Below are 26,278 nucleotides of genomic sequence, written 5' to 3'. Positions count from 1 at the left end.
ACGGCTCCCTCGGGAGCCGTTTTTTTGTTTGTAGGGTTTGTAGGATAGGGAATACAAAGATCTAGGAAAAACAGGTTCTAGGAAGAGCAGGCCCTAGATCCTAGGAAGAGCGAAAGCGAAAAGCTTGACCGCATCTCAGGCCGTCAAAAACATTTTGCAGTACCCAGTACCCAGTACCCAGTACCCTATTTCTTTGCCAACTCGGGCAAATCCCCATTTAACCCCAAAGCTCGCTTAATAAACTGCGTTTTAATCCCTGGCAGGGTCGCTGCGGCCATCAAGCCAATGCCACGGAACAGTTTCTTGGCGGGGTTTTCACCTGAGAAAATATCGCGAAACCCCTGCATGGCGGCAATCATGTGAGCCGCTTCGGCTTTGCGCCAGCGCTCAAAACTGCGAAGGTTGGCTTTCTCGCCAATGTCTTTGCCTTCTTCATGCAAACGCACTAACTCTTGCGCTAAGCTGGTGGCATCTAACAACCCGAGATTGACACCTTGACCTGCCAACGGGTGAATGGTGTGAGCGGCATCCCCGATCAGTGCGACGCGCTCGACCACGAAGTCGCGGGCATAGCGCATCTTCAGCGGAAACGCAGCCCGCTCGCTTGCTACAGAGCAAATCCCCAGTCGTGTATCAAATGCGGCAGTCAGTGCTTTGTTAAAGTCTTCATCAGACAAAGCACATCGTTGGTCTGCAAGCTCAGGGGATTGAGACCACACGATAGAGCAAAGGTACGGGTCTGACAGCGGCAAGAATGCCAATGGGCCATCAGGGGTGAAGATTTGGCGTGCAACGCCGCCATGAGGCTCTGCAGTGCGAATGTTGGCAACGAGCGCGCTGTGCCCATAGTCCCAATGAGTCAGCGGGATGGACAGTTGATTTCTAACCCATGAATTTGCACCATCAGCACCAACCACCAGTTTCGCAGTAATGGCATTGCCAGAATCGAGTGTTAGCCAAGCTTCGGTTTCGCCGAACATCATGCTCGCGCATTTGTCTGGGCAAAATAGGGTGACATTGTGTTGCTGCTTGATGCGTTCAAACAATGACAGTTGGATAACGCGGTTTTCGACGATATAGCCTAGGTTCGGCTGACCCATGTCCATGGCATCAAAATCAATCGCGCCAAAGCTGTCTTGTTCCCACACCGACATTTTCTGATATGGGCTGCTGCGTCGAGACGTAATTCCGTCCCATGCACTTACATTTTTTAAGATGTTTTCGCTGGCGCGGCTGAGCGCAGAAACACGCAAATCGGGAAGGGGAGGCAGATCGATGTCTGGCATTTTTCCTTCGATGACGGCGATGCGAAGGTCGCTGTCAGCGAGTGCAGCTGCCAATGTTAATCCCACCATACCGCCACCAATAATGGCGATGTCTACATTTGTCATTTTCATTATCGTTCTACCAGCCCCATTGCACGTTTTAGCAATGGCGCTTTTAATCCGCTAAAGACGGACATTGCCGCCAGTCCTAAATTGCGCCCAAGACTGAGTGGCGCAGACGTATTGGAAAAACCATGAACAAGGCCCGATGTCATGGCGACAGTGGCATCTCTGTCTGGTTCGCGACGATGAAGGTAACGCTGAAGCATTATCATGTTGCCACAGTCTTGTTGTTCTTTGTGTGCCTTGGCAATTTCTTCTGCCAAGGTGACTACATCTCGAAGCCCAAGGTTAAAGCCTTGGCCTGCAATTGGGTGTAGCGTTTGGGCTGCATTTCCCACAACAGCAAAGCGATGGCTGATCAGCTGAGTTGCTTGGCGCAAGATCAGTGGATAGCTGTTTCGCTGCCCAACATGTAACAACTGGCCAAGGCGCCAGCCGAACGTTTGTTGGAGTTTCTCTGCAAATTCACGATCAGACAGCGCGAGAAAATCGGGCGCTTCGTGTGGTTTGACACACCACACTAATGAGCTGCGACCTTCAGACATTGGCAACAACGCGACTGGACCGGTTTCGGTAAAGCGTTCAAACGCCTTGCCTTGATGAGGCAACGATGTAGTGACATTGGCGATCAGCGCGACTTGTTCAAAATCATGTTCATGGCGGGCGATACCGACCATGTCACAGCATGAGGAAAGGGCGCCGTCGGCAGCAACCATCAGTTTGGTGGTAAGCACTTGTCCATCATTGAGCGTTATCGTGACCTTGTCCGTTTCTCGGGTCAGTTCGGTGACGAAAGAGGGGCAGTACAAAGTGATGTTTTTAGCTTGGCTCAGGGCTTGATGAAATTCACGCCCTGCATCAGCCAGTTCAATCACATTGCCCAAGTAGGGTAAGCCTTCCGTGCTAGCATTCATCTCGGTGAGTCCGAAATGACCACGATCTGAAACATGGATGGTGTTAATGGCGGTGGCGAATGGTGCAACGTGATGCCAAATACCTAACTGCTCAAGCAATTGGCAACTTCCGTAGGACAGCGCGATGCTTCTCGCGTCATACCCAGGATGGGCATGGTCAGGGATAGCGGCTTCCACAACGGCGACGGACAGTTGAGCCTGCGTCAGTTGCTCAATGGCGAGTGCGAGTGTTGCACCAGCCATTGCGCCTCCTGCGATAATTACATCATATGTGTGTGTTGACGGCGCTGTTGCGTCCATTCCTTGCCTTTCTCCAGCGAGTGCTTCTGATAACAATCGCGTGTTGTTAATTGGTGATACGCTGATCTTAACCTTGGTTTATTGCGGTGCTGGCTTAGTGAAGTGTTGGCTTCGCATCTTCATCGTTTTGCGCTTTGGCGCCAAGCTCAATATGCAGAGTCATGGCGCATACACGTACATGCTCAATCACTTGCTCAAGCAGCAGGGCTTGTTCTTCTAAGTCTTCGTCTTCATCAATGCCAAGTTGTGCAATTTCAGCCAAATCGGCAAGCACTTCTTTTGCATCGTCAGAGAGCTTCCCAGCAGTCACACCAGCAAGACCGATACCTGCGATAAAGGCATTCACCCACTCTGATAGGCCATCAGCACGGTCAACAAGTTCAACGTTTTCGTCTGGCAGCAGAGGGTCGAAATCCATTTGGCCTGATGTCAGTTGATTATTAGCAATACCCAGCGAGGTGGCTGCCAGCGTTTTTGATTCATGTGGCCAGCCAGCACCATCGTTGGTGTAGTCATAAAGCATTGGCATCCAATTGCCGAGTTCTGGGTCGAGTCCACCGCAAAGCATGCCGCAAAGCAATCCTTGCATTTCAGCGGGGGTCACCGCCAAGCTGTCGGACTTTAGAGTGGTAGCAATGATGCTGTATTCAGGTAAAGTTACTTGTGTCACGAGGGCCACCTTGGATACCGTTAGTTTCTTGCCGTATGCTACCACTTAGCGCAATGTCACTGAACATCTCAACCTAAAAAGTCCATGCATGCCCACGGAAACGTCTTTCAGAATTTCAAAATAGCTCTGATTTTCATCACATTGACGACTTTTCGTCTAATCAGTGCGTCGAGAGACACAAGACATTAGGATAAACTTGCAGTTTAATCTGCCATTTTCTATAGTTTGTGCCCGTTACGTCAGGGTGCGACATCGCACTTTGAAGGGAGCTCAAAAAGATAATGACTACGCAGGCTGTTGAAATTCAAATCCTAGGTAAGACGATGCGCGTTAACTGTCCAGCAGGGCAGGAAGAGGCATTGGTTGAAGCAGCGAACGACTTTGATCAACGGTTGCATGAATTGTCTGGGCGCACTAAAGTAACGAATACAGAGCAGTTGCTCACGATTGCGGCACTTAATGTCTGCTACGAATTGTTGGCAGAAAAGCAAAAAAGTGTCGATGAAAAGAATGATATGGAGCAGCGTATTACGCTGTTGCAGCAAACGATTGAAGAGGCGTTGTTGAAGCACAGCGCGTCGAAAGCCTAAGGGCTTTACCTGTTTGACCCTGGAGTGTGCGTCAGTGGATCTGAGTCCCTGAGCCGATAAGCACATCTAAGGGTGAGTTGTTACAGGCTTTTGTGCAAGCTCGGCTCGTACCGAGAAGCCTACGGTCTGTTCTGCCCATCCGCCTTGAACCGCAGGGTTCAAGGGCGTAAGATCCCCAACGGCACTCCGGGGCCATCCCTTCTTAGATAGACCATTCAGCAAACGGCAAGGACCGCCGATGCAAGCAACAACGTCCGATCAGCGCCAAGCGCTACGCAAACAAATCCGCCTTCAGAGGCGCGCCTTATCAGACTCATCCCAGCAAGACGCTGCAGCGCAATTGCTCTCGCGTTTTCAGCAGGCTGAGGTTGTCAGCAGTGCCAAGCATATTGCTCTTTATTTGTCGGTGGACGGCGAAATTGATACGACACCACTGATAGAGCATTGCTGGGCGGAAAGTAAGTCTGTGTATTTGCCAGTGATTCACCCTTTTAGTAAAGGGCATTTACTCTTTCTTCATTACCATCGTCAATCCGTCCTCATTCCTAATCGTTATCATATCCTAGAGCCCAAATTGGATGTGAGAGATGTGTTACCAGTGAGCAAACTCGATCTGATTTGCACCCCGTTGGTGGCGTTTGATCAAACAGGTCAACGATTGGGCATGGGAGGAGGCTATTATGATCGCACGCTTGCACCTTGGTATGAGACGCAGCAAGGTGCTAAGCCTTTGGGGCTTGCACATGACTGTCAGCAAGTGAACGCTCTCCCCGTCGAAGCGTGGGATGTTCCATTGCCTGAAATATTGACGCCTTCAAAACACTGGCAGTGGACGATATGAACGAATCTGATTGGATCAGTCGGAACGGGATCTGTGTATGTAAAAATCCCCAACTTACCGATTGAGATCTGTATAATCGGCCTCGCGTTTTTCCCCCTAAATTAGCAGGAGATCCTCATGACTCAGGATGAAATGAAGAAAGCGGCTGGCTGGGCTGCGTTGGAATATGTTACCAAAGGCAGCATTGTCGGCGTAGGTACAGGCTCAACCGTTAATCACTTCATTGATGCCCTTGAAACCATGAAAGAGCAAATCAAAGGTGCGGTGTCGAGCTCAGTAGCATCGACTGAGCGTCTTGAGAAGATTGGTATTCCCGTATTTGATGCCAATGAAGTGGCAAGCTTGGATATCTATGTCGACGGCGCTGATGAAATCAACCCAACCAACGATATGATCAAAGGCGGCGGTGCTGCACTGACGCGTGAGAAAATCGTCGCAGCGATTGCAGAGAAATTTATCTGCATTATTGATGACACCAAGAAAGTGGATGTTCTGGGTCAATTTCCATTGCCCGTTGAAGTGATCCCAATGGCGCGCTCTTATGTTGCTCGCGAACTGGTGAAGCTGGGTGGTGATCCTTGCTACCGTGAAGGTTGTGTGACTGACAACGGCAATATGATTCTTGATGTGCATAACCTTCAAATCACCGATGCAAAGCAACTTGAAGATACCATCAATGGTATTGCGGGTGTGGTGACAGTGGGTCTGTTTGCGAATCGCGGTGCTGATGTTGTGCTTGAAGGCACACCAAACGGTGTTGTGAAAAGCTAAATTCTCTTTGACGAGCAAACCCTTAGCTTTCCGCATTTTTTTGACACGAAAGCCAAACGTTTGCGTTCAAGGAACTCAATAAGTTAGCGGTGCTCTTTGGGCACCGTTTTTTTTCGCTTTTATAACGTAATATTCTTACCCTTTCGAACAACTTTTTGTTACCTTAGTCACTAATTGTGAGGCGTTCATGACCACTTTGGTTGGAAAGTGTTCAATTTTCCCTTGGTTAGATCGAGGCCCTCAGCCACTCGGATGGCAAAACCAATTTTTGTAATTCTGGTTTGTTTTTAAGGATGATAACCACATGGCTAAAGTGTCGCTTGATAAAGACAAAATAAAAATCCTTCTTCTTGAAGGCGTCCACCCTACCGCATTAGAAGTGCTGCAAAGCTCAGGCTATACCAACATTGAGTATCACAAAGGGTCATTGGCTGGCGAAGAGCTCGAAGCAGCGATCGCTGATGCTCACATTGTTGGTATCCGCTCTCGTACTCAATTGACCGAAAAGGTCTTTGAAAAAGCGAAGAAATTGATTGCTGTTGGCTGTTTCTGCATTGGTACTAACCAAGTAAACCTGTCTGCCGCTGCAAAGCGTGGTATCCCTGTTTTCAACGCACCTTTCTCAAATACTCGTAGCGTTGCAGAATTGGTTCTTGGTGAAATACTTCTCCTTCTTCGTGGTATTCCTGCAAAGAATGCCTTGGCGCACCGTGGCGAGTGGATGAAATCTGCGGATCGTTCTTTTGAAGCGCGCGGAAAAAACCTTGGTATTATCGGTTACGGTCACATTGGTACGCAGCTCGGTATTCTTGCGGAAAACCTGGGTATGCGTGTTTTCTTCTATGATATTGAAAACAAACTATCTCTTGGTAATGCGCAGCAAGTAGCCTCGATGTCAGAGCTGCTAAACAAGAGTGACGTGATTACCTTGCATGTACCAGAAACAGCATCAACCCAAGATATGATGGGCAGCGAAGAGTTTGCTCGTATGAAGCCTGGCGCGGTATTTATTAACGCTGCTCGTGGCACTGTTGTTGATATCGACGCGCTGTGTGGCGCTCTGGAAAGCGGTCACATTGGTGGCGCTGCGATTGACGTATTCCCAACTGAACCAAAAACGAACAGCGACCCATTCACGTCGCCGTTGCAAGCATTCGATAACGTGATTCTGACGCCGCATATTGGTGGCTCTACGCAAGAAGCACAAGAAAACATTGGTATCGAAGTCGCGGGCAAAATGGTGAAATACTCTGACAATGGTTCGACATTGTCATGTGTGAACTTCCCAGAAGTGTCTCTGCCGGAGCATAGCGAAACATCACGTTTGCTGCACATTCACCAGAATAAGCCGGGCATCCTGACCAAGATCAACACCATCTTCGCTGAAGAAGGCATTAACATTGCTGCTCAGTACCTGCAAACCAATGCCGAGTTTGGTTATGTGGTGATTGATGTTGAAACCGAGCATTCAGAAAAAGCCCTTGAGAAGCTAAAAGCGATCGATGGCACTTTGCGTGCGCGTATTCTTCACTAATTTGGGTTGACGTGTTTGCTCCCCCTCAAACCGTCTTCCGCCCATTAATAAGGCCGCATTAGCGGCCTTATTTTTTGTCTGCCGTTTGGCGATGCAGCGGTTATTCCCCTAGTGCATAGACAACGTCGACACGATCTCGAATGGTGATTTCAGCGTCTTTGTAAGTCGCGTTTACGTCAGCTGTCGCCTCAGCCATACGCATCATAACGGGGCGAATAGGAGATTGGTCAACATAGCGGATCTCCCAAACACCCGCCAATGTTTCACCAAAGCCTTTGGCTAATGATTTTGCTTTCGCTTGGGCGTCGGCAATCGCGGCCATGCGAGCTTTTTCTTTTAGTTCCGCTTCTTTGCTGGAAGAAAATGCAATGCCATTTACGCGGTTAATTCCGTCTGCTAATGCACCGTCTAATACACGGTTCAGGTTTTCGAGGTCTTTCACAGTGACTGTGACTGAGCGAGTTGCGCGATAGCCCGTTAGCTTCGGCTCACTGTTCTTGGGATAGCTGTATTGTGGTTGTAGCGACAAGTTTGCGCTGTCGATATCTTTATCTTCAACCCCCATCTTCTGTAGGCGCTCCACGAGAGCGGCGATAGCATTGTCTGAGGCTTTTTTAGCGGCTTGTGCTGATGTGCGGTTGATAGACACGGCAACGTCAATGCTTGCCATATCTGGAGTGGCAACCACTTCACCCACGCCCACGGTTTGTAAATGTGGAAAATCAGGTGACGCGATGGCGGAGAAAGGCGACAGCGTTACTGCCGCACCGAGCAAAGTCGCAATGAGGTGCTTTTTCATAGGAGAGTTTCCATTATTGTCAGTTTCAACACGGTTTGACCGCAAGTCTTTCTCGATTATCCCTGACGTTGAGAAAATACGAAATACCCAAACCTTCTCTGGCTGTGTGGATAGTTATTGAGGTAATACACGTCGAGCATAACTTAAGCATGCATTCGTCATTTGTGCCAGTACGCCGCTCTCGGTAGCAAAGTGGTGCCAGTAAAGGTGACGGGAAACACCATCATCAGGACAAAGGTCAATCAACTCCCCACTTGCAAGCTCTCGCTCAATTTGCAGTTTGGGTATAAGGCAATAGGCGACCCCGAGTTTCGCCATGTTCACAAAGGCTTCAGACGAACGAACCATGTGACTGCGCCACCCGACCGTGGGCAAATTGAAGCGCTCAGACACGAATAACGTGTGCATGTCATCAAGACGGTCGAATACGACGGCGGGGGCTTTGCTGACAGCTTCGGCATTCATGCCATTTGGGAAAAATCGATCTTTGAAATCTGGCGTGGATACGCACAAGTATTTCATTTCACCGAGATATTGGGCAACGCAGCCATGTAATGGATGAGCTTCTGTGCTGATGGCAACCACTGCCTCACCCGATCGAATTCGATTAAGGCTACGAACTTCATCGTCTACGATCAGGCTCAGCTCAAGGGCTTGTGCTTGCATGAGCGGTGTCAGGGCAGGGAGTAGCCAGGTTGCGAGGCTGTCAGCATTGGTAGCAATAGGCACGGTCACAGCGCTAGATTGCCCATCAGGCATCAGCTCGGGAATTAATTCTTGCTCTAAGAGTTGAACACGCTGATGAAGCCCTAGTAATTTTCTTCCAATCGCGGTTGGTTGTGGCGGATTTTCTCGTATCAAAACTGGTTGAGCCACCAGTTTTTCGAGTTGCTTGATGCGCTGGGATACCGCTGACTGGGTGATGAAAAGCGTATCCGCAGCCTTTTCAAAACTGCCATTGGCGATCACAGCATCGAGGGCTGCAACCCAACGATAATCGAGTCCTTTCATTCATCTGTCCTTTATTAAACACGGTATTAGCCCCTCTAATGTAGCATCAATTTTATTAGTTTTACTTACATCTATGCCGCCCTTATCGTGTGGCTTCCATCAACGCCGAAGTCAGAGGATGTCGAGCCATGAGCAGTGTAATTATTTTCCAAGGGTTTGGCCTCGGGCTGAGTATGATCATTCCGATTGGTGCACAAAACGCGTATGTGCTCAATCAGGGAATACGTCGTCACCACCATGTAGCGACAGCGACAATTTGTTTTCTCTGTGATGCCATATTGATCGCAATGGGGATCTTTGGTGGCGGCGCCATGCTGGCAAGCAACGAGATATTGCTCAATGTGGTGACAATAGGAGGCGTCGCCTTCTTGGTGACTTATGCGGTGCAATCTTTGTATCGTGCTTGGCAAGGTGAAAAAGACGACTTACCCGAGGGAGACAAGGTAAGCCGGAAAGGCGTGTTTGCTGTTGTGCTTGGCGCTCTGGCAGTCACGGTATTAAACCCGCATGTGTACCTAGATACTGTCGTGGTATTGGGATCGATTGGTGGTCAATTTGAACCCTCCCAACGTATTGCATTTGCCATTGGTACTGTCCTCGCGTCTTTTGTTTGGTTTTATGGTATCTCTTTAGGGGCGGCGAAAATGTCGCCTGTATTGTCTCGTCCTCGAGTGCGTCAGGCGATTGATGTTTTAGTGGCACTGATGATGCTCTATGTGGCGTTTTTACTGATGCAAAAATGGTTAGCGGGGTTGTAAGGGATGAACCAAGAAACGCTTAATGACATTCTTCAGCGAAATATCTCTTTGTTTGAGGGCTGTGGTGTCGCTTATCAGCAGTGGCAACATGAACCGATATTGGATTTTACGACAGACGAGGAGGTTGGAAAGCGCCTTGGTTGGACAGCAACACCCACCAAGAGTTTGTTTCTTAAGTTTAAATCCGGTGAACACGCTCTATTGTTAACGCATAAAGAAGCGCGGCTCGACAGCAAGAAAATTAAAGCAGCCGTCGGGAAGCGGTCCTCTATTGCGTCAGATGACGAAATGATCCGCGAGATCGGCTGTGTGCCTGGAGCGGTTTGCCCTTTTGGGATACCCACGTCTATCCCTTTGTTGATTGATGAAGCACTGTTTGGGTTTGAATCTTTGATGTATACCCCAGGTCCTCCCAATTATACCTTCGCATTTTCTGCGAAAGATTTACCTGTTTTACTTTCTGCTTTAGCCAACCCTATCCATATACTCAGAGAGACTATCGCTCAGTGATCTCAATTCTCTTTCGCGAAGCGGCAAGGGTTTGTCTGATATAATCACACGTTTGTCGTTGCCATGTCTGGTGTGGCAATGACGAATGTGGGAATATTACTATTCTTTATTATGTTCTTGAGATTACTCGGTTACCGTGCGAAATGGTGTGGTTAAGCCATGTCGAATAAGCTCGTGTAGGGGCGGAGGAAACGCGATGCGAATGCTGACAGTGATGCTGATCGTTTTGTTCGGCTGGCTCCAATATCACCTTTGGTGGGGCAAAAACGGGATTGACGATTACCTTAGCGTCAGTGCTGTCGCAGAATCGACTGCGCAAGCCAATGACAAACTGCATCAGCGTAATCAGCAAATGTTCGCAGAGATTGCGGATCTCAAGCGTGGACAAGAAGCCATAGAAGAACGTGCACGCAATGAACTGGGAATGATCAAGCCGGGAGAAACCTTCTTCCGCATCGTTAACGATTAGCCCTCTCCCCATTATAGAACGAAGAGAATCATGACTACCCCGGCAAGTAATGAACACCAATGCTCGCCTCGCTCCGTCGTTTCCGACGTTGTAGCTATCGTGCCAGCAGCGGGTGTTGGAAAACGTATGGGCGCAGCCTGTCCCAAGCAATACCTAACTATTCAAGATAAAACCCTGCTAGAGCACACTGTTTACGTGCTTCTCGCGCACCCAAGTGTGTCACGGGTGGTGGTAGCGATTGGTGCAGAAGATGAGTACTTTCACACGACGTCACTCGCGAATGATGCACGAGTGACCGTGACCACGGGTGGCACTGAGCGTGCAGATTCAGTGCTGGCGGGGTTGCATGCGACGCAAGCAGAGTGGGTCATGGTGCATGATGCGGCTAGACCGTGTGTACGACATCAAGACATTGATGCCTTAATTGAAGCTGCAACATCTCACGAGGACGGTGCGTTGCTGGCCTCACCAGTGCGAGACACCATGAAGCGGAGTAACGCGCTAGGTGATGTCGACCATACGGTTTCTCGGGAGCAACTATGGCATGCACTGACTCCGCAAATGTTTCAGCGAGCAACATTATTGACGGCATTGGAAAAGGCGCTTGAACAATCCTTAGCCGTTACTGACGAAGCATCTGCGATTGAGTTTGCAGGTGGAAAGCCTAAGCTCGTCGCGGGACATGCAGACAATATTAAAGTCACTCAGCCTGAAGATTTAGCGTTAGCGGCGTTTTTCTTAACGCAACGTAACTCGCTGGGATAGACACAAAGAGGACAGATTATGATGCGCATTGGACACGGTTTTGACGTACACAAATTTGGCGGAGAAGGCCCAGTCATTATTGGTGGCGTCGCAGTGCCTTATGAGCAAGGCTTAATTGCACACTCTGATGGTGATGTTGCCCTTCATGCAGTTTGTGATGCGCTGCTGGGCGCAATTGCCGCTGGTGATATTGGGCGTCACTTCCCTGATACCGATGCCGAGTGGGAAGGGGCCGATAGCCGATTCTTACTGCGTGACGTTTATGCAAAAGTAAAAGCAAAAGGATATGTTATTGGCAACCTTGATGTGACCATCATGGCGCAAGCACCGAAAATGGCACCGTATATTGATGTCATGTGTGCAGCGATTGCTGACGATCTTGAAACGGATATCACGAATATTAATGTGAAAGCAACGACCACCGAGCGACTCGGCTTTACCGGACGTAAAGAAGGAATTGCCTGCGAGGCGGTCGTTATTATCCGTAAGGAATCTCATGAGTGATGTAATGACTTCGTTGGCTTACCTGCATGGTAAACCAACCGCGACAGGTTGCCTCAAGGCAAAACCTGAGCATTTTTTCGTTAGCGAAACCCTCGATTTTACCCCCATCGGTCACGGTGAACATTTTCTTGTTCGTATCCGTAAAATCGGTGAAAACACCAAATATGTCGTCAACGAGCTAGCAAAAGCTTGTGGCGTGAAATCACGTGATGTGAGCTGGGCGGGACTTAAAGATCGCCATGCTGTGACTGAGCAGTGGTTTAGTGTGCATCTACCGGGTCAACCCGATCCTGATTTGACTGAATTCGTTGAAACTCACGAAGGCATTGATGCGATTTTGGAGACCACGCGTCATGATAAAAAGCTGCGTCCTGGCGATTTGATTGGTAACCGCTTCTCGTTAGTGATCACAGATTTTAATAGTGATGATGCGATAGAAGCGCGTCTCGCCAACATTCGCGACCAAGGTGTACCAAACTATTTTGGCAGCCAGCGATTCGGTCGTAACGGGAATAACGTGGTCTCAGCACGTGAGTGGGGACAAAACAAGTTTCAAGTGCGTGATAAGAGTAAACGAAGCTTCTATTTATCAGCCGCACGTTCGTATTTGTTCAACCAAGTGCTGTCCGCTCGTATTGAATCTGACATGGTACAAACCCCAATGCGCGGTGACATGCTGATTGATAGCACTGAGCAGTTGAAGCTTGTGCTAGATACGGAAAAAGCCACAGAGTGGTTGAGCAAAGGTACATGGCAAATTTCGGGCCCAATGACCGGTGATAATGCTCTGCCAACCGAGGCTGATGCGCGTAAGTTCGAACAGAATATTATTAATCAAGAGCCAGATTTACTCGCGGTGATCCGCAGTAATCGTATGCGTCATGATCGCCGTGCATTCATGCTTTACCCGCAAGAGATGGATTGGACGCGTGAGGACGATACATTAACGGTATCTTTCTCGTTGCCGGCAGGAAGCTTTGCTACTGCAGTCATGCGCGAACTCATCGACGATACAACCAATGGAGAACTTGATGCACATATTGATCAGTAACGACGATGGCGTGTTTGCTGAAGGCATCAATGTGCTGGCTGATGCGCTATCAGAGATAGCGACTGTCACCGTGGTTGCGCCAGACCGAAATCGCTCTGGTGCATCAAATTCACTAACACTTGAAAACCCATTGCGTATTCGTGAGGTTGGTGAGCGCCGTTATGCCGTTCAAGGCACACCAACGGATAGCGTTCATATAGCGTTAAATTCTCTTGTTAAAGAGAAAGTGGATTTCGTTATCGCCGGTATCAATCACGGTGCTAACTTGGGCGATGATGTACTCTATTCAGGCACTGTCGCTGCTGCCACAGAAGGCTTTTTCCTCGGTGTACCTGCGATAGCGGTCTCTCTTTGTGGGTCAACGCATTTTCATACCGCCGCGCAGGTGGTAAAAAAAGCGGTGCTTCTTGATCAAAACAAGCCGTTGCCACGCAATCGGATTTTGAATATCAACGTACCTGACTGCCCTCTGGAGTCTTTAAAGGGTTGGCAGGTGACTCGCCTTGGTGCCCGTCATCGAGCGGAAGATATGATTGAACAAACCGATCCGAGAGGACAGCCAATTTATTGGATTGGTCCTCCTGGCGCGAAACAAGACGCTGGGCCGGGAACGGATTTTCATGCTATTGAAAACAATTGTGTCTCTTTGACACCTTTGCAGGTCGATTTAACAGCGCATGACACGTTAGAGACTTTGTCTCATTGGGCAACATACGCAACGGAACAATAAAAGGTGACATTGGTGAATTACTCGCATTCACTTATTCAACAACTTCGGCAGCAAGGGATTTCGGACGAACGCGTACTTAGCGCCATTGAACGTTTGCCGCGACATCTCTTTGTTTCAGAAGCGATGGCACATCAAGCCTATGATAATAACGCTTTGCCTATTGGTTTTGGTCAGACGATCTCTCAACCTTATATCGTGGCAAAGATGACCGAACTTCTCTCGCTTCGTTATGACAGTCGAGTGTTAGAAGTCGGCACGGGCTCGGGCTTTCAGACATGTGTGCTAGCGCAACTGGTTGAGCATGCTTACTCCGTGGAGCGAATTAAGCAGCTTCAAATGGTCGCAAAGCGCCGTTTTAAACAGCTAGAGCTTTATAATATATCCACAAAACATGGAGATGGATGGGAAGGTTGGGCAAGTAAAGGCCCTTTTGATGCCATCATAGTAACCGCCGCAGCTTCCAGTATGCCAATGGCGCTTTGTGAGCAGCTCGCAGAGGGCGGATCCCTTATTGTACCTGTCGGAGAGACCGATCAGGTTTTATATAAAGTCACTCGAAAGGGTGATGATTTTGAAACAACAGCAATTGAAGCGGTACGTTTTGTCCCATTGGTTGCTGGTGATTTGGCATAGGTAAGAATTAGTGGAAGGGGTTTCAATTCAGTTGAAAATACTGGTTTTTCTTTCTGTATTGGGATTTCTGTCCGCATGCTCCGTTTCCAGCCCTGCGCCTGTTTCAAGCGTTGGCCCTGACTATAATGGCATCGAACGAGGCAGCTATAGAGGCAGCTATTACGAGGTTCAGAAGGGCGATACCTTGTATTATATCGCGTATGTCACCGACCGTGATGTAAAAGAAATAATTAGCGCTAATAAGCTCTCCGCGCCCTACACAATTTTCCCCGGACAACGACTAAATCTTTGGCAGAAAAAGTACGTGCCTCCTGCGTATGGTAAAAAAGGCGATGTTCCAGTGGTGCCTGTTGTTGTCGCTCCTGCAGCCGTTGCAACTGCGCCAGTCGTGATTGCTCAGAAGCCAAAAACCAATACAGGATCATCTGCTAAAGCGAACAAAGATAATCAAAAAAACGCTTCGCAAAAGAAGTCGGAATCTTCTTCGCAGAATAAGAAAAATGTTGAACAGCAAAAAGTGAAGGAGTACAGTCAGCCTGTAACAAAAAACAAACCATCTATTGATAAATCTGCAAATAAATCGAAAGCGATAAGCTGGCGTTGGCCAGTGAGCGGAAGAGTCGTCTCTGGTTTTTCAAGTTCAGAGCTTGGAAATAAAGGGGTTGATATTGCAGGTAAACGTGGGCAAAGCATAAGTGCTGCTGCTGACGGTAAGGTGGTATATGCGGGCAATGCGCTGCGCGGATATGGGAATCTAATCATCATTAAGCATAACGATGATTACTTGAGCGCTTATGCACACAATGACCGCATCTTTGTTTCGGAGCGCCAGAGCATCAAAAAGGGGCAAAAAATAGCCTCGATGGGTAGTTCTGGCACGAACAGTGTCCGGTTGCATTTTGAAATTCGCTACAAAGGAAAATCGGTGAATCCGTTAAGGTATCTACCGAAACGGTAAACCGGGGCAGATGTTGCTGTACTGTCTTGCTGCTTATGCCAAAATTGGGAGGCGCTATGAGTCAGAATAATACCGCAAAGAAAGTCGACGATTTGAATGCTGATGAAGCTGATATCGAGCAAATGGAACTCGATACCGAAGTTGAAACAGCGGAAAGCGTTGAAGAATCAATATCCTTCACTGCATCATCCAAAGCATTGGATGCGACACAACTTTACCTAAGCGAAATTGGCTATTCTCCTCTACTTACGGCAGAAGAAGAAGTCTTGTACGCACGTCGTGCTCTTCGTGGTGATGAAGCTGCTCGTAAGCGAATGATTGAGAGCAACCTCCGTTTGGTGGTGAAAATATCCCGACGCTATTCCAACCGTGGTCTTGCTTTGCTTGATCTCGTCGAAGAAGGCAACTTGGGTTTGATTCGCGCCGTTGAGAAATTCGACCCTGAAAGAGGCTTCCGTTTCTCTACTTATGCGACATGGTGGATTCGTCAGACGATTGAACGAGCTATCATGAACCAAACTCGTACGATCCGTCTCCCTATCCATGTAGTCAAAGAGTTGAATGTTTACTTGCGTACTGCACGTGAGTTGGCGCAGAAACTTGACCATGAACCAACCGCAGAAGATATTGCATTTCAACTCGATAAACCTGTTGAAGATGTAAACCGCATGCTTCGTCTTAATGAGCGAATCAGTTCAGTGGATAATCCTATCGGTGGTGACTCCGAAAAGGCACTTCTTGATATCATCCCAGATGAAAAAGAAGGCGGCCCTGAAACGACAACGCAAGACGATGACATGAAGAAATCTATTGTTCATTGGTTGCAAGAGTTAAACCCTAAACAACGTGAAGTATTGGCTCGTCGTTTCGGATTGCTCGGCCATGAAGCATCAACACTTGAAGATGTTGGTCGTGAGATTGGTTTAACGCGTGAGCGTGTGCGTCAAATTCAAGTAGAAGGCTTGCGCCGTCTGCGAGACATGTTGACTCACCAAGGTCTGAATATTGAATCATTATTCAATACTGAACATTAAGCACATCTCCTTTTTGTTTATCCTTTTCAGTGCTTAATGAAAAGCCCCTTACGGGGCTTTTTTTGTTTTAGATGGTTTTTAGGATTTACAGCTAAACGTTTCTTAGAGAAGCGCTTTGAGACGATACAGCGCGTCTAGCGCTTGTCTCGGCGTCAGATTATCGGGCTCAATGTCGGTCAACGCTTTTTCTGCTTCACTGAGCTCTGGTAACAGAGAAAGCTGAGCGGCTGCGGTTGGTTTCACGGTTTCGCCAGTGACGACTTCATGTCCGCTTGCTTCTAACTGGCGTAACTTGTTTTTTGCCCTCTGGATCACTGTTTTAGGAACACCAGCAAGACCTGCGACGGCTAGACCATACGATTTGCTTGCAGCTCCTTCTTGAACAGCATGCATGAAGGCTATTTCATCACCATGCTCGACGGCATCTAGGTGAACATTGACCAATCCATCAATCTGACCAGACAGTTCGGTCAACTCAAAGTAATGAGTGGCGAACAGCGTCATGGCTTTTAGTTTTTCAGCTAACCATTCCGCGCTAGCCCAAGCTAGAGAAAGGCCATCATAGGTGCTGGTTCCTCGGCCGATTTCATCCATCAAAACCAAACTGTTTTCGGTCGCATTGTGAAGGATGTTGGCAGTTTCAGTCATTTCTACCATGAAGGTAGAGCGGCCAGAGGCCAGATCGTCAGATGCCCCTATGCGGGTGAAAATACGATCAACAGGCCCAAGAGTGACCGACTCGGCAGGCACATAAGACCCAATGTGAGCAAGTAACGTAATCAATGCGGTTTGGCGCATGTACGTAGATTTACCGCCCATGTTTGGGCCGGTAATGATCAACATGCGACGATCGGGACGCAATGCGGTAGGATTCGCAATGAAAGGCGCATCTAGCACTTGCTCAACCACAGGGTGTCGACCCCCTGTAATATCAATGCCACGTTTGTCGCTCAATGATGGGCGACAGTAATTCAGTGTCTCCGCACGCTCAGCAAGGTTTGCCATCACATCAAGTGTTGATAGTGCATCAGAGATTCGCTGCAACGTTTCAAGATGTGGAAGCAGCATGTCGAACAACTCTTCCCAAAGCTTTTTCTCGAGCGCCAACGCTTTGGATTTAGAGTTAAGCACTTTGTCTTCATGCTCTTTGAGTTCAGGGATGATATAGCGTTCGGCATTCTTCAACGTTTGGCGACGCACATAGTGAGGTGGCACCAAGTGGCTTTGGCCTCTGCTCACTTGAATGAAAAATCCATGAACCTGATTAAACCCTACTTTGAGTGTATCAATATCATGTTGCTCACGCTCGCGACGTTCAAGTTCGTCGAGGTAACGTGTCGCGCCGTCTGCGAGCTCCCGCCATTCGTCTAACTCAGCATTGTAGCCGGGTGCAATAACACCTCCATCACGAATGACTACAGGTGGCGCTTCGACGACGGCATCAACCAAGAGTTGCACTAATTCTGGCACGGGCTCACAAGCGGCTTTAAGGGGAACAATCGATGGGTTGTCCATTTCACCTAGTAGTGATTCGATATCAGGTAATTGCTGCAGAGCGCCGCGCAATCTAGCCATGTCTCGTGGACGCGCAGAGCGAAGCGCCAAACGCGCCAGAATACGTTCCATATCGCCAACTGGGTGCAATGTCGTGGCGAGGTCGGAATAGATCCCTGTGTCTTTTAATGCCGTGATAGCGTCTAGGCGCGCGTTAACGACTGTGAAATCTCGCATCGGCTGATGCAGCCAGCGTTTTAGCAGTCGGCTACCCATTGCGGTGGTGGTTTTATCCAGCACAGACGCGACGGTATTTTCCAACCCGCCCGACAGATTCTGCGTCAATTCGAGGTTACGGCGCGTGGCTGCATCTAAAATAACTGCATGGTCTTTGTTTTCTTTTACCAAAGCGCGAATGTGAGGCAATGCAGTTCGCTGCGTGTCTTTCACGTATTGCATCAGGCAGCCTGCAGCAGCAAGACCGAGCGAGCAATTTTCAACACCAAAGCCTACAAGATCGCGTGTGCCGAATTGCTGATTGAGCTGCTGTTTAGCCGTTTCAATATCGAATTCCCAAATAGGGCGACGTCGGCTGCCTTTGCTCATGGCGGTGAGAGTCGGAAAAGCGAAGTCTTCGGGGTAGAGCAGTTCTGCAGGGCGTGTGCGCTGAAGTTCCGCCTGCATTTCTTCTTCGGTGGCAGGCTCACTCAACAAGAAGCGACCGGAAGTAATATCAAGTGTGGCGTACCCAAAGTGTTCGCCTTGCGCATATATGGCGGCGACAAGGTTATCAACACGTTCGCTGAGTAAGGCTTCGTCTGACACGGTGCCTGGAGTGATGATACGTACCACTTGACGATCAACGGGCCCTTTGCTGGTAGCAGGATCGCCAATTTGTTCACAAATTGCAGCAGATTCTCCGAGCTGAACCAGACGAGCGAGGTAACCTTCGACAGAATGGTAAGGAACGCCAGCCATCGGAATGGGTTCGCCCGCGGAAGCACCACGTTTGGTCAATGAAATGTCGAGCAACTGAGAAGCGCGTTTGGCATCGTCAAAGAACAATTCGTAGAAATCACCCATACGATAGAAAAGAAGTTCTTCGGGATGTTGAGCTTTAATTCTTAGGTATTGCTGCATCATCGGCGTGTGATTAGTGGGTGCTTGTACTGTCACGTTCTGGCCTGCAAAATTACAAAGGTAAGAGAAGGCAACAAGGATACGTGAATCGCGGTGAAAGGGTAAAGTATCGATCTCGCGATGGCTGAAAGAAGTTGAAAAAAATGACCGTCAGAGGGAAGCATGGAACAGTTAGTGAATTTGGCGACAAAAGTCGGTGAACGACTTAAAGAGAACCAACAGTCGGTGACCACTGCAGAGTCATGCACAGGTGGCGGGATTGCCTATATGTTGACGGAAATTGCTGGAAGTTCAGCGTGGTTCGAACGCGCATTCGTGACCTACAGTAACGAGGCGAAGCATGATTTGGTTGGTGTGTCGGAGGCAACCTTGACAACTCATGGCGCAGTGAGCGAAGAGGTAGTAGCGGAAATGGCTCAAGGGGCGCTAAACGCGGCAAGAGCGGATTTTGCGTTGGCGGTAAGCGGTATTGCAGGCCCTACAGGGGGCAGTGATGAGAAGCCCGTAGGCATGGTGTGCTTTGGCTGGGCCACTAAGAAAGGCGTTGTAACAGAAACCTGTTTGTTTGATGGCTCACGGTATGAAATTCGTAGAAACACCATTGCCCACAGTTTGTGTCGTTTGCTGAGTTACCTCGAAGCAGAAAAATAAGAGACGTAACACGAAAGCAAAGAAAAATGTTACACAGGGCTAGACACTGTATAAATGGACAGTATACTTAGCATCAATTAACGAACAGTTATCTGAACGAATATTGCTTCCGTTGGAGAATCAAATGGACGACAACAAACAGAAGGCGTTAGCCGCGGCCCTAGGCCAGATCGAGAAACAATTTGGTAAAGGATCGATCATGCGCCTTGGCGATGATCGCACCATGGATATTGAAACCGTTTCTACGGGTTCATTGTCGCTGGATATCGCGCTAGGAGCTGGTGGCCTGCCATTTGGTCGTATTGTTGAAATCTACGGTCCTGAATCATCAGGTAAAACCACGCTGACTCTTCAAGTGGTTGCAGAAGCACAAAAAGCAGGCAAAACCTGTGCGTTTATCGATGCCGAGCACGCGCTGGATCCTGTTTATGCTCGCAAACTTGGTGTTGATATCGATAACCTATTGGTTTCTCAGCCAGACACGGGTGAACAAGCATTAGAAATCGCAGATGCCCTAACGCGTTCAGGTGCAGTTGACGTTATCATCATTGACTCCGTTGCAGCATTGACACCAAAAGCGGAAATCGAAGGTGAGATGGGCGATTCTCACATGGGTCTTCAAGCTCGTATGCTTTCTCAAGCCATGCGTAAGCTGACTGCCAACATCAAAAACAGCAACACCTTGATGATTTTCATCAACCAAATCCGTATGAAGATTGGTGTGATGTTTGGTAACCCAGAAACCACTACGGGTGGTAACGCACTGAAGTTTTACGCATCTGTTCGTCTTGATATTCGTCGTATTGGCTCTATCAAAGAAGGCGATGAGATTGTTGGCAACGACACTCGCGTAAAAGTAGTGAAGAACAAGATCGCTGCGCCATTTAAGCAAGCTGAATTCCAAATCATGTACGGTGAAGGTATTAACCTTTATGGCGAACTGATTGACCTAGGTGTTAAGCACAAGCTGGTAGAAAAAGCGGGTGCTTGGTATAGCTACAAAGGCGACAAGATTGGTCAGGGTAAAGCGAACTCTTGTAAGTTCCTGAAAGAAAACCCTCATCTAGCGCAAGAGATTGATAAAACGCTACGCGACATGTTGCTACAAACCGCAACGTTGAGCGAAGAAGACGCAAAGAATAAGGAAGAGCAGCCAGAAGGCGAAGCGTTCTGAGTCTAACTGCACGAGAAAAAGCGGTGGGCCTTTTGGCCCGCCGTGACCATTCAGAACTGGAGCTTCGTCAGAAATTGGCGCAGAAACAGTACCCACCTGAAGAAATCGATACTGCTATCGAGCACTGCTATTATCATGGCTGGCTTGATGACAAGCGATTTGCCGAAGCAATGTTGCGTCTTGGTGTGTCGAAAGGGCACGGTTGGCAACGAATTTGTTTTGACGCTAAGCGCAAAGGCATCACCTCCGCTATGCTGGAAACAGCGCAAGAAAATCAACAACATGATTGGTATGAGTTAGCAAAAGAACTCGCGACTCGTCGCTTTGCTGATCTTGATGGCGTATTGCCTGAGGTTGATTTTAAGCAACGTGCAAAGTGGACGCGCTATCTACAAAGCCGTGGCTTTAGTTTCGACCAAATCAACTACGCACTATCAAAAGAAAGCTAGATCCTTGCCTTTCTTAGCTCGCACTGCGAGCTATCTTGTTTCTGCCTCTTTTCGACACCCCACAGGTTGTTTACAATAAGCCCCAATTGACTCTGGTAATATCGTATCTCATTGCGGTTATTTACCACCACCACTCCAATTTCAGGATTAGCCAATGTACATGAGCACCGACGAGGTTCGCACAGCGTTTCTCGAATTCTTTGAAAGCAAAGGGCACACCATTGTGCCTAGCTCATCGCTTGTGCCTGCAAACGACCCGACACTGTTGTTTACAAACGCAGGTATGAATCAGTTTAAAGATTGCTTCCTTGGCGCAGAAAAGCGCGCCTATACGCGTGCAACATCAGCGCAGCGCTGTGTTCGTGCCGGTGGTAAGCACAATGACCTGGAAAACGTCGGTTTCACTGCTCGTCACCACACATTCTTTGAAATGTTGGGTAACTTCAGCTTTGGCGACTACTTCAAAGAAGATGCGATTAACTACGCATGGGAGTTTTTGACAGAAGTTCTGAAACTGCCAAAAGATCGTTTGATGGTAACGGTTTACGAAACGGATGATGAAGCATTCGCGCTATGGAATGAGAAAGTAGGCATTCCTGCAGATCGTATCGTACGCATTGGCGATAAAGAAGGTGGTAAACCATTTGAGTCAGACAACTTCTGGCAGATGGGTGACACTGGCCCTTGTGGTCCTTGTACCGAAATTTTCTACGATCACGGCGATCACATCTGGGGTGGTCCTCCGGGCTCACCTGAAGAAGATGGTGACCGTTACATCGAGATTTGGAACAACGTATTTATGCAGTTTAACCGTCAGGCCGATGGCACGATGGAACCACTGCCGAAGCCGTCTGTTGATACCGGTATGGGCATTGAGCGTATTGCTGCAATCATGCAAGGCGTTCACTCAAACTACGAAATCGACATTTTCCAAACTCTAATTAAATCAGCGGCAGAAGTGATCGGCTATGACGATTTGTCTAACCAATCTCTGCGAGTTGTGGCTGACCACATTCGTTCTTGTGCGTTCCTGATCGTTGATGGTGTGATGCCTTCAAACGAAGGTCGTGGCTATGTACTGCGTCGTATTATTCGTCGCGCGGTTCGTCACGGTAACAAGCTAGGCGCGAAAGGTTCATACTTCTACAAGCTTGTTGGTCCATTGGCAGAGATCATGGGTACGGCTGGTGAAGAGTTGAAGAAACAGCAAGTTTTGGTTGAGAAAGTGCTTAAGATTGAAGAAGAAAACTTCGGTCGCACCTTGGATCGCGGCATGGCCATCCTAGATGAAGCACTAGAAAGCTTAAAAGGCGATGTACTTGACGGCGAGACTGTTTTCAAACTTTACGATACCTACGGTTTCCCTGCAGACCTGACCAACGATGTTGCTCGTGAACGCAACCTGTCGATTGATGAAGAAGGCTTCGAAGTGGCAATGGAAGCTCAGCGTCAACGTGCACGTGAAGCGGGTCAGTTCGGTACCGATTACAACGCTGTTATCAAGGTTGAAGGTGACTCTGAGTTTACCGGCTACGGCGCAACTGAAGGACGTGGTTTAATCACGGACATCTTCGTTGATGGTATGGCAACAGAGGCGCTAGCAACCGCAGATGAAGCGGTTATCATTCTTGATCAAACGCCATTCTATGCTGAGTCTGGTGGACAGTCTGGTGATGCGGGCTTCTTGATGACAGAAGCGGGCAAGTTTGAAGTACTTGATACACAGAAATACGGTTCGGCGATTGGTCACCGCGGTAAGCTAGTAGACGGTACATTGTCTGTTGGTGACAGCATGACTGCACAAGTCGATGCTGAACGTCGTCAAGCGATTGCGTTAAACCACTCAGCAACGCACTTGTTGCATGAAGCGCTGCGCATTGTTCTGGGTGAGCACGTTCAACAGAAAGGTTCTTTGGTTCGCGCTGAAGGCCTACGTTTTGACTTCTCTCATCTTGAAGCGGTGAAGCCTGAAGAACTGCGTACTGTTGAAGCATTAGTGAATGAGCAAATCCGCCACAACCACGACATTAGTACTGAATTGATGGACATTGAGTCTGCCAAAGCAAAAGGTGCAATGGCGCTGTTTGGTGAAAAATATGACGAGCAAGTTCGCGTATTGAGCATGGGTGATTTCTCAATCGAGCTATGTGGTGGTACTCACGCAACTCGTACTGGTGATATCGGTATGCTGAAGCTCGTCTCTGAAGGTGGTATTGCGGCTGGTGTGCGTCGTATTGAAGCTGTGACTGGTAAAGGCGCAGAAGACGCATTCTACCGTCAACAGCAAGATTTCACTGCGAAAGTGAACGAATCTCAAACCCGAGCGAAAGCACTGGAGAAAGAGATTCAGCAGCTTAAAGAGAAACTAGCAGCGCAAGAGAGTGCGAGCTTGATTAATAACGTCACTGAAATCAACGGCGTAAAAGTTCTCATCAGCAAGCTAGATGGCGCAGACAGCAAAGCCCTTCGTACCATGGTTGACGATTTGAAAAACCAAATGGGTAGCGGTGTGGTTTTCCTTGGTAACGTTGCCGATGACAAAGTGGCGCTTATTGCAGGCGTAACGAAAGATCTTGTTGGCAAAGTGAAAGCGGGCGAGTTGGTCAACATGGTTGCCCAACAAGTCGGTGGTAAAGGCGGTGGTCGTCCTGATATGGCACAAGCGGGCGGTTCTGATGCTGCAGCATTGCCTGCAGCACTTGATACTGTTGCACCTTGGTTGACTGAGCGTCTATAACGCAGAGAGTGACCTAAAATACGTGTAAAAAAAGGCTTCCGAAAGGAAGCCTTTTTTGTCCCTATTGTTTATATCGTTTATTCTTTGCACTTTTTTTTTAACTCTGTATAGTGCATCGCCTTAATGCTGGTGGGGCTTTTATACAAAGTCTTATACATCAGAATTTTTGCACCGGTAGGATGAACTTTTCTTTCTGTGCAGTATCTTAAAAGGTGATCTTCTGGGCACAGGAGTCACAATGTCTGGATTCTATGGGTGAATTCTCATTGGCAAACTGGAGTTGGCCAAAGAAATAAGCCATATTGAAAAACCAGACGGGCGCTGACGTTTGTATCCAGTGCTCGACAAAGGATGCTCGCAAGGACGGAAAGTAGTTGTTAGTCCATCTCGGAGCTTGAGCTGCCGCGTGAGTTTACTTCGTGCAGTAAGAAGACCAATGACTCAACTAAGAAAGTTGTAATTACTCAAGGAGTAGAAGAATGCTGATTTTGACTCGTCGCGTAGGTGAAACGCTGATGATTGGTGATGAAGTTACGGTAACCGTACTGGGTGTTAAAGGTAATCAGGTACGTATCGGTGTGAACGCGCCTAAAGAGGTTTCTGTTCACCGTGAAGAGATCTACATGCGTATCCAGGCTGAAAAAGGCAACCCAGCTCCAACGACTGGTAATTTCTAAGCCTAAAGCACTCGTATTTTATAAAAGGCCGATTACTACATCGGCCTTTTTGCGAATGTCAGGTTGTTCATTTAAAACGCAAATGGCTGCCATTTTGTTCGTTCAATGATGTGAGTGGCTGAGAAGTGTGCAAACGCAACGTGAATGCAGCTTTTTACGGATAAAGTGTTTGACATATTTTCGTCTCAAAGTAATATGTGCCTCCGCAAGACGGTGAGGTGGCCGAGAGGCTGAAGGCGCTCCCCTGCTAAGGGAGTATACGGTTTATCCCGTATCGAGGGTTCGAATCCCTCCTTCACCGCCATTATTTTGTTGATGGTTAGATATAACAATCAACACGTTTTCTCTAGCGAAGAAAACTATTTTAATAAAGAAAAATTGCGCGTGTAGCTCAGCTGGATAGAGTACCTGGCTACGAACCAGGCGGTCGGAGGTTCGAATCCTCCCACGCGCACCATTTTTAAAGTAATGAGTTGTTTAACTTATTATTGCACCAGATTTGTGCGGTGAGGTGGCCGAGAGGCTGAAGGCGCTCCCCTGCTAAGGGAGTATACGGTTTATCCCGTATCGAGGGTTCGAATCCCTCCTTCACCGCCATTCTTTGCCACCACTGAATTTACCTGTATGGTAATGTTCATTGGTGGCACTGTTCCTTTTGAAGCAAGAGGAACGCTTTATGAAAGAAGAAAGCACCGTGCGCGTGTAGCTCAGCTGGATAGAGTACCTGGCTACGAACCAGGCGGTCGGAGGTTCGAATCCTCCCACGCGCACCATTATTTAAAACAATAAGCTTCAGGCTTGTTGTGCAATACCGAAAATGCGCGTGTAGCTCAGCTGGATAGAGTACCTGGCTACGAACCAGGCGGTCGGAGGTTCGAATCCTCCCACGCGCACCATTCTTTAAACAATAAGCTTCAGGCTTATTGTGCAATACCGAAATGCGCGTGTAGCTCAGCTGGATAGAGTACCTGGCTACGAACCAGGCGGTCGGAGGTTCGAATCCTCCCACGCGCACCATTTCATCTTCGTACGACTCCCCATACTACAGAACTGAATTTCAATTCACTTTTTTTGACTAATTTCTCAAATTCTCAATTGTTAAATCTTTTATTCACAACGCCCATTATTCGTTTTTGATGCTTTCTGGCATGTCTTGTCTGTTTATGGCTGAAATATGCGATTAACCCTCTGATGATTAGTGCTTTTGTTGTGTTATTTTTGACAACAAAGTCACCTGCTCGAATAGTGTTTTCTTTTAACAATATAATAACATTTGATTGTATTTATTGCGTCAGAGGCCGAAAATGGCAGAAATGTTAGGTATTACAGGATTGTCATTATTGTGATTTGTTAGTATTTTGACCGACTACTTAACTGAATAAGTAAATTCTCAACAAATGTCAGTCACATTTGAGAGAAGTGTTGTTGCTGATTGGTTGGTTAGCCAATTGGTTAAATGGAAGGAAAACACCTATGGATTTGGGAAGCACACTCGAGCAAGCCGCTACGCTGATGTTTACTGGCATGGCCGTGGTTTTCGTCTTTCTCACCATTTTGATCGCTTTGGTCAATTTGATGTCACGTCTTGTCCCCGAAGAGTTACCCCCTCAGGTAACGTCGACCACCACACCTAATCAAAATAATAATGGTCAAATTTCAGGGGATACTATCGCTGCCATATCTGCAGCGGTGCATAAATACCGTAGTCGCCAGCGCTAGCTGATGC

The 26,278-nt window shown here is 48.1% G+C and carries 26 protein-coding genes, 6 tRNA genes and 1 other RNA gene; 27 read left to right on the top strand and 6 right to left on the bottom strand.

Annotation, left to right across the window (positions count from 1 at the left end):
• Positions 1–185: 185 nt before the first annotated feature.
• The 3 genes from LRP50_RS01790 to LRP50_RS01780 all read right to left on the bottom strand — a co-directional run bounded on the left by LRP50_RS01790 (position 186) and on the right by LRP50_RS01780 (position 3,272).
• Complete coding sequence (locus LRP50_RS01790) at positions 186–1,397, bottom strand: FAD-dependent 2-octaprenylphenol hydroxylase (RefSeq protein ID WP_274162796.1); 1,212 nt, start codon at positions 1,395–1,397, stop codon at positions 186–188.
• Positions 1,397–2,602: a 2-octaprenyl-6-methoxyphenyl hydroxylase gene (ubiH, locus tag LRP50_RS01785; RefSeq protein ID WP_274162795.1), complete on the bottom strand. Its 1,206-nt coding sequence runs from the start codon at positions 2,600–2,602 to the stop codon at positions 1,397–1,399. Before ubiH ends, LRP50_RS01790 begins: the two co-directional genes overlap by 1 nt.
• A 94-nt stretch (positions 2,603–2,696) precedes the next feature.
• Complete coding sequence (locus LRP50_RS01780; protein WP_274162794.1) at positions 2,697–3,272, bottom strand: YecA/YgfB family protein; 576 nt, start codon at positions 3,270–3,272, stop codon at positions 2,697–2,699.
• Positions 3,273–3,553: 281 nt separating this feature from the next.
• Here LRP50_RS01780 and zapA point away from each other — a divergent pair, with 281 nt between their 5' ends.
• The 5 genes from zapA to serA all read left to right on the top strand — a co-directional run bounded on the left by zapA (position 3,554) and on the right by serA (position 7,008).
• Positions 3,554–3,862, top strand: coding sequence for a cell division protein ZapA (zapA, locus tag LRP50_RS01775; protein ID WP_274162793.1), 309 nt, complete (start codon positions 3,554–3,556; stop codon positions 3,860–3,862).
• A gap of 13 nt (positions 3,863–3,875) precedes the next feature.
• Positions 3,876–4,059: non-coding RNA, 6S RNA (ssrS, locus tag LRP50_RS01770), on the top strand.
• A 41-nt stretch (positions 4,060–4,100) separates the two neighbouring features.
• On the top strand, positions 4,101–4,703 hold the full coding sequence (locus tag LRP50_RS01765; RefSeq protein ID WP_274162792.1) for a 5-formyltetrahydrofolate cyclo-ligase: 603 nt from the start codon (positions 4,101–4,103) through the stop codon (positions 4,701–4,703).
• 117 nt (positions 4,704–4,820) lie between these two features.
• Positions 4,821–5,474: a ribose-5-phosphate isomerase RpiA gene (gene rpiA / locus LRP50_RS01760; protein ID WP_274162791.1), complete on the top strand. Its 654-nt coding sequence runs from the start codon at positions 4,821–4,823 to the stop codon at positions 5,472–5,474.
• 304 nt (positions 5,475–5,778) lie between these two features.
• Positions 5,779–7,008: a phosphoglycerate dehydrogenase gene (gene serA / locus LRP50_RS01755; RefSeq protein ID WP_274162790.1), complete on the top strand. Its 1,230-nt coding sequence runs from the start codon at positions 5,779–5,781 to the stop codon at positions 7,006–7,008.
• A 100-nt stretch (positions 7,009–7,108) separates the two neighbouring features.
• On the opposite strand, the gene LRP50_RS01750 is transcribed toward serA, so the two are convergent.
• Together LRP50_RS01750 and LRP50_RS01745 are read right to left on the bottom strand one after the other, a co-directional pair.
• Positions 7,109–7,807: an oxidative stress defense protein gene (locus LRP50_RS01750; RefSeq protein WP_274162789.1), complete on the bottom strand. Its 699-nt coding sequence runs from the start codon at positions 7,805–7,807 to the stop codon at positions 7,109–7,111.
• A gap of 114 nt (positions 7,808–7,921) precedes the next feature.
• The gene (locus tag LRP50_RS01745; protein ID WP_274162788.1) at positions 7,922–8,818 is read right to left on the bottom strand and encodes a LysR family transcriptional regulator ArgP; all 897 of its coding nucleotides are present in this window, start codon (positions 8,816–8,818) and stop codon (positions 7,922–7,924) included.
• A gap of 128 nt (positions 8,819–8,946) precedes the next feature.
• Between LRP50_RS01745 and LRP50_RS01740 the strand changes: the two genes are divergently transcribed.
• The 10 genes from LRP50_RS01740 to rpoS all read left to right on the top strand — a co-directional run bounded on the left by LRP50_RS01740 (position 8,947) and on the right by rpoS (position 16,230).
• The gene (locus tag LRP50_RS01740; RefSeq protein WP_274162787.1) at positions 8,947–9,576 is read left to right on the top strand and encodes a LysE/ArgO family amino acid transporter; all 630 of its coding nucleotides are present in this window, start codon (positions 8,947–8,949) and stop codon (positions 9,574–9,576) included.
• A 3-nt stretch (positions 9,577–9,579) separates the two neighbouring features.
• A complete protein-coding gene (locus LRP50_RS01735; RefSeq protein ID WP_274162786.1) occupies positions 9,580–10,086 on the top strand; it encodes a YbaK/EbsC family protein in 507 nt (168 codons plus the stop codon).
• A 196-nt stretch (positions 10,087–10,282) separates the two neighbouring features.
• On the top strand, positions 10,283–10,555 hold the full coding sequence (ftsB, locus tag LRP50_RS01730; protein ID WP_274162785.1) for a cell division protein FtsB: 273 nt from the start codon (positions 10,283–10,285) through the stop codon (positions 10,553–10,555).
• Positions 10,556–10,585: 30 nt separating this feature from the next.
• Positions 10,586–11,320: a 2-C-methyl-D-erythritol 4-phosphate cytidylyltransferase gene (ispD, locus tag LRP50_RS01725; RefSeq protein WP_274162784.1), complete on the top strand. Its 735-nt coding sequence runs from the start codon at positions 10,586–10,588 to the stop codon at positions 11,318–11,320.
• Between the two features lie 21 nt (positions 11,321–11,341).
• Positions 11,342–11,824, top strand: a complete 483-nt coding sequence (gene ispF / locus LRP50_RS01720) for a 2-C-methyl-D-erythritol 2,4-cyclodiphosphate synthase (protein ID WP_274163004.1) — start codon at positions 11,342–11,344, stop codon at positions 11,822–11,824.
• Positions 11,817–12,875: a tRNA pseudouridine(13) synthase TruD gene (gene truD / locus LRP50_RS01715; RefSeq protein ID WP_274162783.1), complete on the top strand. Its 1,059-nt coding sequence runs from the start codon at positions 11,817–11,819 to the stop codon at positions 12,873–12,875. Before ispF ends, truD begins: the two co-directional genes overlap by 8 nt.
• Positions 12,856–13,605: a 5'/3'-nucleotidase SurE gene (surE, locus tag LRP50_RS01710; protein ID WP_274162782.1), complete on the top strand. Its 750-nt coding sequence runs from the start codon at positions 12,856–12,858 to the stop codon at positions 13,603–13,605. The genes truD and surE overlap by 20 nt, the downstream gene beginning before the upstream one ends.
• 12 nt (positions 13,606–13,617) lie before the next feature.
• Positions 13,618–14,238, top strand: a complete 621-nt coding sequence (locus LRP50_RS01705) for a protein-L-isoaspartate(D-aspartate) O-methyltransferase (RefSeq protein ID WP_274162781.1) — start codon at positions 13,618–13,620, stop codon at positions 14,236–14,238.
• 10 nt (positions 14,239–14,248) lie between these two features.
• Positions 14,249–15,196: a murein hydrolase activator NlpD gene (gene nlpD / locus LRP50_RS01700; protein WP_274162780.1), complete on the top strand. Its 948-nt coding sequence runs from the start codon at positions 14,249–14,251 to the stop codon at positions 15,194–15,196.
• A gap of 56 nt (positions 15,197–15,252) precedes the next feature.
• Entirely contained in the window at positions 15,253–16,230 is a 978-nt protein-coding gene (gene rpoS / locus LRP50_RS01695; RefSeq protein ID WP_274162779.1) for an RNA polymerase sigma factor RpoS, read from the top strand.
• Positions 16,231–16,332: 102 nt separating this feature from the next.
• On the opposite strand, the gene mutS is transcribed toward rpoS, so the two are convergent.
• Positions 16,333–18,867 carry a DNA mismatch repair protein MutS gene (gene mutS / locus LRP50_RS01690; protein ID WP_420791175.1) on the bottom strand — a complete coding sequence of 845 codons (2,535 nt, stop codon included), beginning with the start codon at positions 18,865–18,867 and terminating at the stop codon, positions 16,333–16,335.
• 159 nt (positions 18,868–19,026) lie between these two features.
• On the opposite strand from mutS, the gene pncC reads away from it, so the two are divergent.
• The 12 genes from pncC (at position 19,027) to LRP50_RS01630 (ending at position 26,271) form a co-directional block, all read left to right on the top strand.
• Positions 19,027–19,515, top strand: coding sequence for a nicotinamide-nucleotide amidase (pncC, locus tag LRP50_RS01685; protein WP_274162777.1), 489 nt, complete (start codon positions 19,027–19,029; stop codon positions 19,513–19,515).
• A gap of 124 nt (positions 19,516–19,639) precedes the next feature.
• The gene (gene recA / locus LRP50_RS01680; RefSeq protein WP_274162776.1) at positions 19,640–20,689 is read left to right on the top strand and encodes a recombinase RecA; all 1,050 of its coding nucleotides are present in this window, start codon (positions 19,640–19,642) and stop codon (positions 20,687–20,689) included.
• Positions 20,686–21,138, top strand: coding sequence for a regulatory protein RecX (locus tag LRP50_RS01675; RefSeq protein ID WP_420791174.1), 453 nt, complete (start codon positions 20,686–20,688; stop codon positions 21,136–21,138). The genes recA and LRP50_RS01675 overlap by 4 nt, the downstream gene beginning before the upstream one ends.
• Before the next feature lie 154 nt (positions 21,139–21,292).
• Positions 21,293–23,875 carry an alanine--tRNA ligase gene (alaS, locus tag LRP50_RS01670; protein ID WP_274162774.1) on the top strand — a complete coding sequence of 861 codons (2,583 nt, stop codon included), beginning with the start codon at positions 21,293–21,295 and terminating at the stop codon, positions 23,873–23,875.
• A gap of 479 nt (positions 23,876–24,354) precedes the next feature.
• Positions 24,355–24,552 carry a carbon storage regulator CsrA gene (csrA, locus tag LRP50_RS01665; RefSeq protein ID WP_017011859.1) on the top strand — a complete coding sequence of 66 codons (198 nt, stop codon included), beginning with the start codon at positions 24,355–24,357 and terminating at the stop codon, positions 24,550–24,552.
• A 212-nt stretch (positions 24,553–24,764) separates the two neighbouring features.
• Positions 24,765–24,856, top strand: a tRNA-Ser gene (locus LRP50_RS01660).
• A gap of 76 nt (positions 24,857–24,932) precedes the next feature.
• Positions 24,933–25,009, top strand: a tRNA-Arg gene (locus LRP50_RS01655).
• A 48-nt stretch (positions 25,010–25,057) separates the two neighbouring features.
• Positions 25,058–25,149: transfer RNA gene (locus LRP50_RS01650), tRNA-Ser, on the top strand.
• A gap of 99 nt (positions 25,150–25,248) precedes the next feature.
• Positions 25,249–25,325: transfer RNA gene (locus tag LRP50_RS01645), tRNA-Arg, on the top strand.
• 46 nt (positions 25,326–25,371) lie between these two features.
• Positions 25,372–25,448: transfer RNA gene (locus LRP50_RS01640), tRNA-Arg, on the top strand.
• 44 nt (positions 25,449–25,492) lie between these two features.
• Positions 25,493–25,569: transfer RNA gene (locus LRP50_RS01635), tRNA-Arg, on the top strand.
• A gap of 456 nt (positions 25,570–26,025) precedes the next feature.
• Positions 26,026–26,271 (top strand): oxaloacetate decarboxylase subunit gamma, encoded by a 246-nt coding sequence (locus LRP50_RS01630; RefSeq protein ID WP_028024604.1) that lies wholly within the window; start codon positions 26,026–26,028, stop codon positions 26,269–26,271.
• Positions 26,272–26,278 lie beyond the last annotated feature (7 nt).

The organism is Enterovibrio gelatinilyticus (assembly GCF_028683095.1).
Taxonomy (GTDB): Bacteria; Pseudomonadota; Gammaproteobacteria; order Enterobacterales; family Vibrionaceae; genus Enterovibrio; species Enterovibrio gelatinilyticus.
Note: the sequence above shows the minus strand (reverse complement) of the source record. Positions and strands in the feature narration are given on the sequence as shown.

Excerpts from the sequence above, each read along its gene's own strand:
- LRP50_RS01790 (WP_274162796.1), bottom strand. The coding sequence starts at position 1,397 with ATGAAAATGACAAATGTAGACATCGCCATTATTGGTGGCGGTATGGTG.
- ubiH (WP_274162795.1), bottom strand. The coding sequence starts at position 2,602 with ATGGACGCAACAGCGCCGTCAACACACACATATGATGTAATTATCGCA.
- zapA (WP_274162793.1), top strand. The coding sequence starts at position 3,554 with ATGACTACGCAGGCTGTTGAAATTCAAATCCTAGGTAAGACGATGCGC.
- LRP50_RS01765 (WP_274162792.1), top strand. The coding sequence starts at position 4,101 with ATGCAAGCAACAACGTCCGATCAGCGCCAAGCGCTACGCAAACAAATC.
- rpiA (WP_274162791.1), top strand. The coding sequence starts at position 4,821 with ATGACTCAGGATGAAATGAAGAAAGCGGCTGGCTGGGCTGCGTTGGAA.
- serA (WP_274162790.1), top strand. The coding sequence starts at position 5,779 with ATGGCTAAAGTGTCGCTTGATAAAGACAAAATAAAAATCCTTCTTCTT.
- LRP50_RS01750 (WP_274162789.1), bottom strand. The coding sequence starts at position 7,807 with ATGAAAAAGCACCTCATTGCGACTTTGCTCGGTGCGGCAGTAACGCTG.
- LRP50_RS01745 (WP_274162788.1), bottom strand. The coding sequence starts at position 8,818 with ATGAAAGGACTCGATTATCGTTGGGTTGCAGCCCTCGATGCTGTGATC.
- LRP50_RS01740 (WP_274162787.1), top strand. The coding sequence starts at position 8,947 with ATGAGCAGTGTAATTATTTTCCAAGGGTTTGGCCTCGGGCTGAGTATG.
- LRP50_RS01735 (WP_274162786.1), top strand. The coding sequence starts at position 9,580 with ATGAACCAAGAAACGCTTAATGACATTCTTCAGCGAAATATCTCTTTG.
- ftsB (WP_274162785.1), top strand. The coding sequence starts at position 10,283 with ATGCGAATGCTGACAGTGATGCTGATCGTTTTGTTCGGCTGGCTCCAA.
- ispD (WP_274162784.1), top strand. The coding sequence starts at position 10,586 with ATGACTACCCCGGCAAGTAATGAACACCAATGCTCGCCTCGCTCCGTC.
- ispF (WP_274163004.1), top strand. The coding sequence starts at position 11,342 with ATGCGCATTGGACACGGTTTTGACGTACACAAATTTGGCGGAGAAGGC.
- truD (WP_274162783.1), top strand. The coding sequence starts at position 11,817 with ATGAGTGATGTAATGACTTCGTTGGCTTACCTGCATGGTAAACCAACC.
- surE (WP_274162782.1), top strand. The coding sequence starts at position 12,856 with ATGCACATATTGATCAGTAACGACGATGGCGTGTTTGCTGAAGGCATC.
- rpoS (WP_274162779.1), top strand. The coding sequence starts at position 15,253 with ATGAGTCAGAATAATACCGCAAAGAAAGTCGACGATTTGAATGCTGAT.
- mutS (WP_420791175.1), bottom strand. The coding sequence starts at position 18,867 with ATGATGCAGCAATACCTAAGAATTAAAGCTCAACATCCCGAAGAACTT.
- pncC (WP_274162777.1), top strand. The coding sequence starts at position 19,027 with ATGGAACAGTTAGTGAATTTGGCGACAAAAGTCGGTGAACGACTTAAA.
- recA (WP_274162776.1), top strand. The coding sequence starts at position 19,640 with ATGGACGACAACAAACAGAAGGCGTTAGCCGCGGCCCTAGGCCAGATC.
- alaS (WP_274162774.1), top strand. The coding sequence starts at position 21,293 with ATGTACATGAGCACCGACGAGGTTCGCACAGCGTTTCTCGAATTCTTT.
- csrA (WP_017011859.1), top strand. The coding sequence starts at position 24,355 with ATGCTGATTTTGACTCGTCGCGTAGGTGAAACGCTGATGATTGGTGAT.
- LRP50_RS01630 (WP_028024604.1), top strand. The coding sequence starts at position 26,026 with ATGGATTTGGGAAGCACACTCGAGCAAGCCGCTACGCTGATGTTTACT.